Annotated in this window: 6 protein-coding genes and 1 pseudogene; 4 read left to right on the forward strand and 3 right to left on the reverse strand. The window is 48.7% G+C overall.

Annotated elements, in window-relative coordinates; all coding sequences use genetic code 11:
* Positions 1-186: pseudogene (locus tag QVO39_RS06325) on the forward strand (ABC transporter permease); the annotation flags it as partial.
* Between the two features lie 87 nt (positions 187-273).
* Here QVO39_RS06325 and QVO39_RS06330 read toward each other — a convergent pair.
* The 3 genes from QVO39_RS06330 to prfB all read right to left on the reverse strand — a co-directional run bounded on the left by QVO39_RS06330 (position 274) and on the right by prfB (position 2,997).
* Positions 274-1,140, reverse strand: coding sequence for a WG repeat-containing protein (locus tag QVO39_RS06330; RefSeq protein WP_021903480.1), 867 nt, complete (start codon positions 1,138-1,140; stop codon positions 274-276).
* Positions 1,141-1,273: 133 nt separating this feature from the next.
* Complete coding sequence (gene efp / locus QVO39_RS06335; RefSeq protein ID WP_018029155.1) at positions 1,274-1,840, reverse strand: elongation factor P; 567 nt, start codon at positions 1,838-1,840, stop codon at positions 1,274-1,276.
* A gap of 46 nt (positions 1,841-1,886) precedes the next feature.
* Positions 1,887-2,997 (reverse strand): peptide chain release factor 2 gene (prfB, locus tag QVO39_RS06340; protein ID WP_155799499.1). Its coding sequence is split into 2 segments (ribosomal slippage): positions 1,887-2,933 and positions 2,935-2,997, totalling 1,110 coding nucleotides; the frame shifts between segments, so codons are not numbered across the junction.
* Between the two features lie 220 nt (positions 2,998-3,217).
* Between prfB and QVO39_RS06345 the strand changes: the two genes are divergently transcribed.
* The 3 genes from QVO39_RS06345 to QVO39_RS06355 all read left to right on the forward strand — a co-directional run.
* Positions 3,218-5,251, forward strand: a complete 2,034-nt coding sequence (locus tag QVO39_RS06345; protein ID WP_021903481.1) for a transketolase family protein — start codon at positions 3,218-3,220, stop codon at positions 5,249-5,251.
* Between the two features lie 9 nt (positions 5,252-5,260).
* Positions 5,261-5,710, forward strand: coding sequence for a ribose 5-phosphate isomerase B (gene rpiB, locus QVO39_RS06350; protein WP_018029158.1), 450 nt, complete (start codon positions 5,261-5,263; stop codon positions 5,708-5,710).
* A 69-nt stretch (positions 5,711-5,779) separates the two neighbouring features.
* Positions 5,780-7,092 (forward strand): M3 family metallopeptidase (locus QVO39_RS06355; RefSeq protein ID WP_288171870.1); only part of this gene is annotated, 1,313 nt, incomplete at its 3' end.

The raw sequence follows: 7,092 nt of genomic DNA on the forward strand, positions 1-7,092 counted from the left end.
AATGTGATGATGGTGCGACTGCCGTTTGACCCGCCTACGTGGCAAATCGTCCTCTCAATGGTAATGATGGTGGCAACGACGGTCTTCTTTGTTTGGGCTGCGGCGAAGGTCTTCAGAGTAGGACTGCTGATGTATGGCAAGAAGCCAAAGCTGAAGGAGCTTATCAAGTGGATTAGCTACAAGTAAGCTTGGAGCTTATTTATCAAATTAAGTGCCAGCTTCCTAAGGGGAGCTGGCACTTATTCTATTCATATCTTGAAATTCTCTGTATCTTTAATTAGAAGCAGGGAGGCGGATAGCTATCCTATCCTCCTTGATAAAGCATAACTGCCTCTGAACATCCTCTTCACTCCAGTGGTTCCAATTATCGCCATCCACCTCTGTGAAAGTATTGAAGTGGCTATTTTCGTCATTGTAGAATACTCCATCATACTCACAAGGTATAAGCTCCTTGCCTCTATAGTCTATAGCGCCCCATTTTCCTTCGTGCCTTACGATAAATCCGCTTAGTGAGCTATGGGTTATAAGAAATTCATAGATGCAGGGGATGATCTCCTTTCCTCTGCTATCTATAGCTCCCCAATAACCATCAGTAGAGTAATCTTGATATCCCTTTGTACTATGGAAGCAGGTACCGCTATTGACGATAGTTACACATCGTGCTTCAGGCGTGTTATTAGGGAACATACAACCATAGATTTTGGAGACTTGTCTTCCTTTCGTATCAATAATCATTGCAGGCCCAAATGCTACACTTGGTTGGCGTAAACGATTGGCTTCATCGAGGTTAAACTTGACACAGGCCAAATCATCATCAAAGCCAAAGTCACCAAAATCACTAGCAAAATCATACTGGTAAGGGATGACAAGGTCAATGGTCGTATTAACATAACCCCACTTGCCACTAAGTCCTGACTCGCAGACTGCTGCCAAGCCATTGGGGGCAAATTGCCTTGCTACTGAAAACCGTTTCTGGGATACTTTGTGTCCGAAGCGGTCAGTATAGTAGTAGGCATCATTATGGTTATTGTGTATGTCCCTCCAAGCATACGGGTAGTTTCTATCCCTTTTAGACTGAGTGGCACAAGAGGTAAGTAATACGGCCACTATGGTCATAATGGCCAATAACAATTTCTTCATAGCCTTAATGTGAGCTGGTTAATTTCGAATGCTATTACCTTCTATTACTACCCAACAAGTTCTGAGTGAAGTGTCAAATAAGGGCTAGGTCTTTGCAACCTAGCCCTTACTTTAGTTGTTGATGTGCGGTGGATTACTCCTTGGCACGGCTTACGTAGGAGCCTTCGCGAGTGTCTACGATGATCTTCTCACCGTTATCGATGAAGAGAGGTACACGGATCTCGGCACCTGTCTCGAGAGTGGCGGGCTTCAGTGCGTTGGTAGCGGTATCGCCCTTGATACCAGGCTCAGTGTAGGTGACCTCTAGGGTAACGTGGCTAGGGAGCTCGCAAGTGAGTACCTCCTCTTTATCGGCATGCACCATCGCCTCTACCATATCACCCTCTTTGAGGAATTGCACACCCTCGATGCGCTCCTCTGGGATATGAATCTGGTCGAAGGTCTCAGGGTGCATAAAGATAAGACCCATGTCATCTTTGTATAGGTACTGGTAGGGACGTCTCTCAATCCTAATCTCATCTACCTTCACGCCAGAAGACCAGGTTTTGTCTAGGATTCTTCCAGTGGCGATATTACGAAGCTTTGTTCTTACGAATGCAGGTCCTTTGCCTGGCTTTACGTGTAGAAACTCTACGATTACGAATGGGGTGCCATCGATATCTAGGCACATTCCATTTCTAAAGTCTGCTGTACTTGCCATTACTTTTCTTCTTTATTCTTATCAGTTATTTGCTTATTACTCTCTATTATTCCCCTCCAAACTCCATCAGATAGGCTTTGATGAAAGGAGAGATTTTACCGTCCATTACCCCATCCACGTCGGAGGTCTGGTAATTGGTACGGTGGTCTTTGACACGGCGGTCATCAAATACGTAGCTACGAATCTGTGAGCCCCACTCAATCTTTTTCTTGCTTCCTTCGATCGCCTCTTTTGCTTTATTGCGTCGCTGTAGCTCCTTATCGTAGAGCTGGCTTCTGAGGAGTCGCTTAGCATTCTCTCTATTATCGAGTTGGCTTCGGGTCTCGGTATTCTCAATCAGAATCTCCTCGGTCACTCCCGTGTCGGGGTCGGTGTACATATAGCGCAGTCGCACACCGGTCTCTACCTTATTGACGTTTTGACCTCCGGCTCCACCAGAACGGAAGGTCTCCCAGGTTACAAGTGCGGGATTAATCTCCACCTCAATAGAATCATCTACTAGGGGTACTACAAAGACCGAGGCAAAGGAGGTCATTCGCTTTCCCTGAGCATTGTATGGCGATACGCGCACAAGGCGGTGCACACCATTTTCGCTCTTAAGGAAACCGTAGGCGAGGTCACCCTCTACCTGAAGTGTCGCGGTCTTGATGCCCGCATCATCGCCATCTTGCCAGTTGGTTATGGTCACCTTGTAGCCTTGGTCCTCGCACCAACGCATATACATACGTGCCAGCATCGATGCCCAGTCTTGGCTCTCAGTGCCGCCGGCTCCCGAATTGATCTTAAGGACAGCTCCCATGCGGTCCTCCTCGTTGCGGAGCATATTGCGTAGCTCCACATCCTCCAGCTTTTCTATTGCTTTGGCATAAAGCTGGTCAATCTCTTCCTCGGAGACCAGATCTTCCTTGATGTATTCAAATGCTAATGCTAGTTCGGTAGCTAGGTTGTCTACCTCATTGTAGTCTTTAATCCAGTGCTTCAGCCCCTGCACCACCTTCATCTGTGCCTGTGCTTTATCGGGGTCATCCCAAAAGTGTGGATCCTGGGTGCGGAGCTCCTCCTCCTTTAGTTGGGTCTCTTTCGCATCAATGTCAAAGATACCCCCTCAGCGCATCTCGGCGCTCCAATACACTCTGTAATTGGTCTGCTGTGATCATTAAGTTTACTCTTAATAATTATAGTGAAACATATCTGAAGGCAACATTACCTTAGAATTAACATCGCAAAATTACCAATTTTATCGCTAAATCAGTGACCCTTCCCCTATTGCTACAAAATATACGTGTCCATTGGTCGGCAAAGTCAATATAAATGGGTAATTTTGTAGAGTGTGGAAGGGGAATACAGCAGAGATATCATTTTTAATAAATAAATACTATGGCTACTAAAAACGTATTGAGTCACAAGGCAGCTGATAACCTAAGAGTTTTGGCACTGTCTATGGTCGAAAAAGCAAAGTCGGGACACCCAGGTGGGGCTCTCGGTGGGGCGGATTTTACACAAATGCTCTTCTCGGAGTATATGGAGTATGACCCCGACTGTCCTGAATGGATTGCTCGCGACCGCTTCTTTTTGGATCCTGGGCACATGAGTCCGATGCTCTACGGGGTACTAGCGATGACTGGTCGATATACCATGGAGGAGCTACAGGGCTTCCGTCAGTGGGGCAGTCCTACTCCTGGTCACCCAGAGCTTGATGTGGCTCGTGGCGTGGAGAATACCTCAGGCCCTCTCGGGCTAGGGCATACCATGGCAGTCGGTGCCGCCATTGCCGCTAAAAAGATGGCTGCTCGCTTCGGTGAGGATTTGATGCGTCAGCGGATCTTTGCCTTTATCTCCGATGGTGGAATCCAAGAGGAGGTATCACAAGGAGCAGGTAGAATTGCAGGACACCTTGGGCTTGATAATCTAGTGATGTTTTACGATGCCAATGATGTGCAGCTCTCTACCAAAGTCTCTGAGGTGATGAGTGAGGACGTAGGTATGAAGTACCGTGCGTGGGGCTGGGAAGTGATAGAGATTGATGGCAACGACCACGACCAGATTCGCCAGGCTCTTGATAAGGCACTAGCTGTGAAAGGCAAGCCAACCCTAATCATCGGGCATACCGTGATGGGCAAGGGAATGCTTTCGCCAGATGGAGAGTGCTTTGAGGGCTTAGTTAAAACGCACGGACAACCTCTTTCCGCAGCCGGTGGTGGCGTAGCCGAGACTATAAAGAACCTTGGAGGCAATCCAGAGCATCCATTCGTGATATTCGATGAGGTACAGAAGCTATACGATGAGCGAAAGGAGACGCTTAGAGCTCACGCTCAGAAGTGGCATAAGCAGTATGACGAGTGGGCGAAAGCTCACCACGAAGATGCAAAGGAGCTACAGCGTTGGCTTGATCTTGATACCAGTCATCTTGATTGGAAGAGTATAGAGCAGAAGCCAAATGCAGCTACCCGAAATGCCTCTGCTACCGTATTGGGTTTCCTGGCTAAGAACCTCCCCAATATGATCGTTTCAAGTGCCGACCTTTCTAATTCCGATAAGACCGATGGCTTCCTCAAGGAGACCAAGGCACTCACTCGGGACGACTTCTCGGGAAGCTTCCTTCAGCCAGGCGTTTCGGAGCTGACAATGGCAACTATCTGTATAGGGATTGCCCTACATGGTGGCTTCCATGCAGCTTGCGGTACCTTCTTTGTCTTCTCCGATTATATGAAGCCTGCCGTACGTATCGCAGCACTTATGGAGGTGCCAGTTCGCTTTGTTTGGACGCACGATGCCTTTAGAGTAGGTGAGGACGGACCTACCCACGAGCCGGTAGAGCAAGAGGCTCAGATCCGACTGATGGAGAAGCTCCACAATCATAGCGGTAAGCCCTCTACGATGGTGCTTCGTCCCGCCGATGTCTACGAGACGACCGTAAGCTGGCAGATGGCGATGGAAAATAAGTCAACGCCTACTGCACTAATCCTCTCTAGACAAAATGTAGATGACCTGCCAGGTAATAATTATCAGCACAGTCAGAGAATATTGAAGGGCGGTTATCTAGTTACAGAGCAACCTAATGCCGAGGTGGTGCTGGTAGCTACTGGTTCTGAGGTTTCTACCCTTGTGGCGGGTGCTAAGCTGCTAGCCGAGGAGGGTATCCACTGCAATATCGCCTCCATCACAAGTGAGGCAATCTTCCGTCAGCAGTCCAAGGAGTATCAGGCGAGCGTGCTACCCGAGGGACTTCCTCGCTTCGGTCTCACTGCTGGTTTGCCCGTCAATCTTGAGGGGCTGATACCACACGGCACAGGTGCTATTTGGGGATTGGAGAGCTTTGGTTTCTCTGCTCCTTACAAGGTGCTCGACGAAAAGCTAGGCTTCACCGCCGAGAATGTACGTACACAAGTAAAGCAACTTTTAGGAAAATAAATATCAACAATGACTATAAATAAAGTAGGACTAGCTAGCGACCACGCTGGCTTTGAGATCAAAGAGGTAGTTAAGAATTTCCTCGATGAGTGGCTTGGAGAGTCCGAGATCTATGACTTCGGCACCTATAGTGAAGAGCGTGTCGACTATCCCGACTTCGCTCATAAGCTGGGTAATGCTATTGATAGTGGCGAAGTGGAGTGGGGTGTGATTGTCTGTGGCTCCGGTAATGGAATTGCCATGGCAGCCAATAAGCACCCCCATGTACGTGCGGGACTTGCATGGAATACAGAGCAAGCCGAGCTAACCCGTCTGCACAATAATGCCAATGTGCTGAGTATCCCAGGGCGATTTGTGACGCCCGATGAGGCGAGAGCCATCACCCGAACCTTCTTTGAAACTGAGTTTGAAGGTGGGCGGCATACGGCACGAGTGGCGAAGATACCGCTTCAAGATTAACTTCTAACACCATAAGTAAAGCCATGTAATTCTTTGATTATATGGCTTTGCTTTTCTATTCAAATAGATATGCAAAGAATGATTATATTTCCCGATTTCACCCAACGCGATCCCGACCATCTTGCAGAGCAGATTCGCAAGGAAGCAGAAGTATTTAGGTCGGAGATCAGCGGCATCAAGGCGTGTGAGGAGGAGCCAACCTTTGAGAATACCATTTTCGCTCTTGAGCAGTCGGGAGAGGACTTTAGCAAGGCTACTTCTCTCTTTTTTAATCTCCTCAGTTGCGATGCCGATGATCGTATGATGGAGCTTTCACAGGAGCTGATGCCCCTACTTACCGAAGTGAGCAACGAGGTAGGTATGGACCAGGTATTGGCCGAGCGGGTCAAGGTGGTTCACGACCAGCAGCTGCCTCAGCTCCAAGAGATTGATCAGCGACTTACCCAGCGTAGCTACGAAGGGTACGATCGTAGCGGTGCCTACCTCCCAGAAGCAACCAGAGAGCAGCTCAAGGAGCTTCGGAAGGAGCTGAGTATGGCCACCCTTACCTTTGGGCAAAACCTACTCAAGGAACAAAATGCCTTTACCCTTCACGTTACTGATAAAGAGCCGATAAAACGACTCCCCACCTCCGCTTTGGAAGCGGCCAAAAAGTTAGCCACTGAGCATGGCAAGGAAGGGTGGCTATTTGACCTTAGTATGCCCTCCTATAGTGCTGTACTTAAGTACTGCGACGACCGCACTATCCGTGAGCAGATGTATCGAGGCCGTGCCACACTTTGTATGGATACTAGTAAACCCACATGTAATAAGCAGCAGGTTTACAAGATCGCCACACTTCGTTATCAGATAGCCCAGCTACTCGGCTACAAGAGCTTTGCCGACTACCGATTGAGTTCCAAGATGGCTAAAACGCCCGAGAAGGTCTATGCGATGCTGGACGAATTAAGAGAGGCCTACGCACCTTTAGCCCAAAAGGAATTGAAAGAGGTGACCAAAGGTCATTCGGACTGCCAGCCATGGGATTGGGCCTACCTGGCAGAGAAGTATCGGCAAAAGGAGCTACACTACGATGAGGAAGAGACCCGCCCCTACTTTGAGCTCAATAGCGTGGTAAGGGCCATGTTTGACCTTGCTTCCGACCTCTATGAGCTGACGATTGAGGAAGAGACGGATCACACCCAGTTCCCTCCTTATCGCCCCGAAGTAAAGGTTTATAAAGTTTCCTCTCACGGCAATTTAGTTGGAATGCTCCTCTGCGACTTCTTCCCACGCAAGGGGAAACGCTCGGGGGCTTGGATGACCAATTATATTGAGGCCTATCAAGGGGTACGCCCTGTGGTGAGCCTAGTGATGAACTTCACCCCCGCCACAGAGAGCCA

Origin of the sequence: Porphyromonas sp. CAG:1061 (assembly GCF_000435035.1) — a bacterium.
Classification (GTDB): Bacteria; Bacteroidota; Bacteroidia; order Bacteroidales; family Porphyromonadaceae; genus Porphyromonas_A; species Porphyromonas_A somerae.

What these genes read in the sequence shown, in the direction of transcription:
- QVO39_RS06330 (WP_021903480.1), bottom strand. Translation starts at nt 1,140, where the DNA reads ATGAAGAAATTGTTATTGGCCATTATGACCATAGTGGCCGTATTACTT.
- efp (WP_018029155.1), bottom strand. Translation starts at nt 1,840, where the DNA reads ATGGCAAGTACAGCAGACTTTAGAAATGGAATGTGCCTAGATATCGAT.
- QVO39_RS06345 (WP_021903481.1), top strand. Translation starts at nt 3,218, where the DNA reads ATGGCTACTAAAAACGTATTGAGTCACAAGGCAGCTGATAACCTAAGA.
- rpiB (WP_018029158.1), top strand. Translation starts at nt 5,261, where the DNA reads ATGACTATAAATAAAGTAGGACTAGCTAGCGACCACGCTGGCTTTGAG.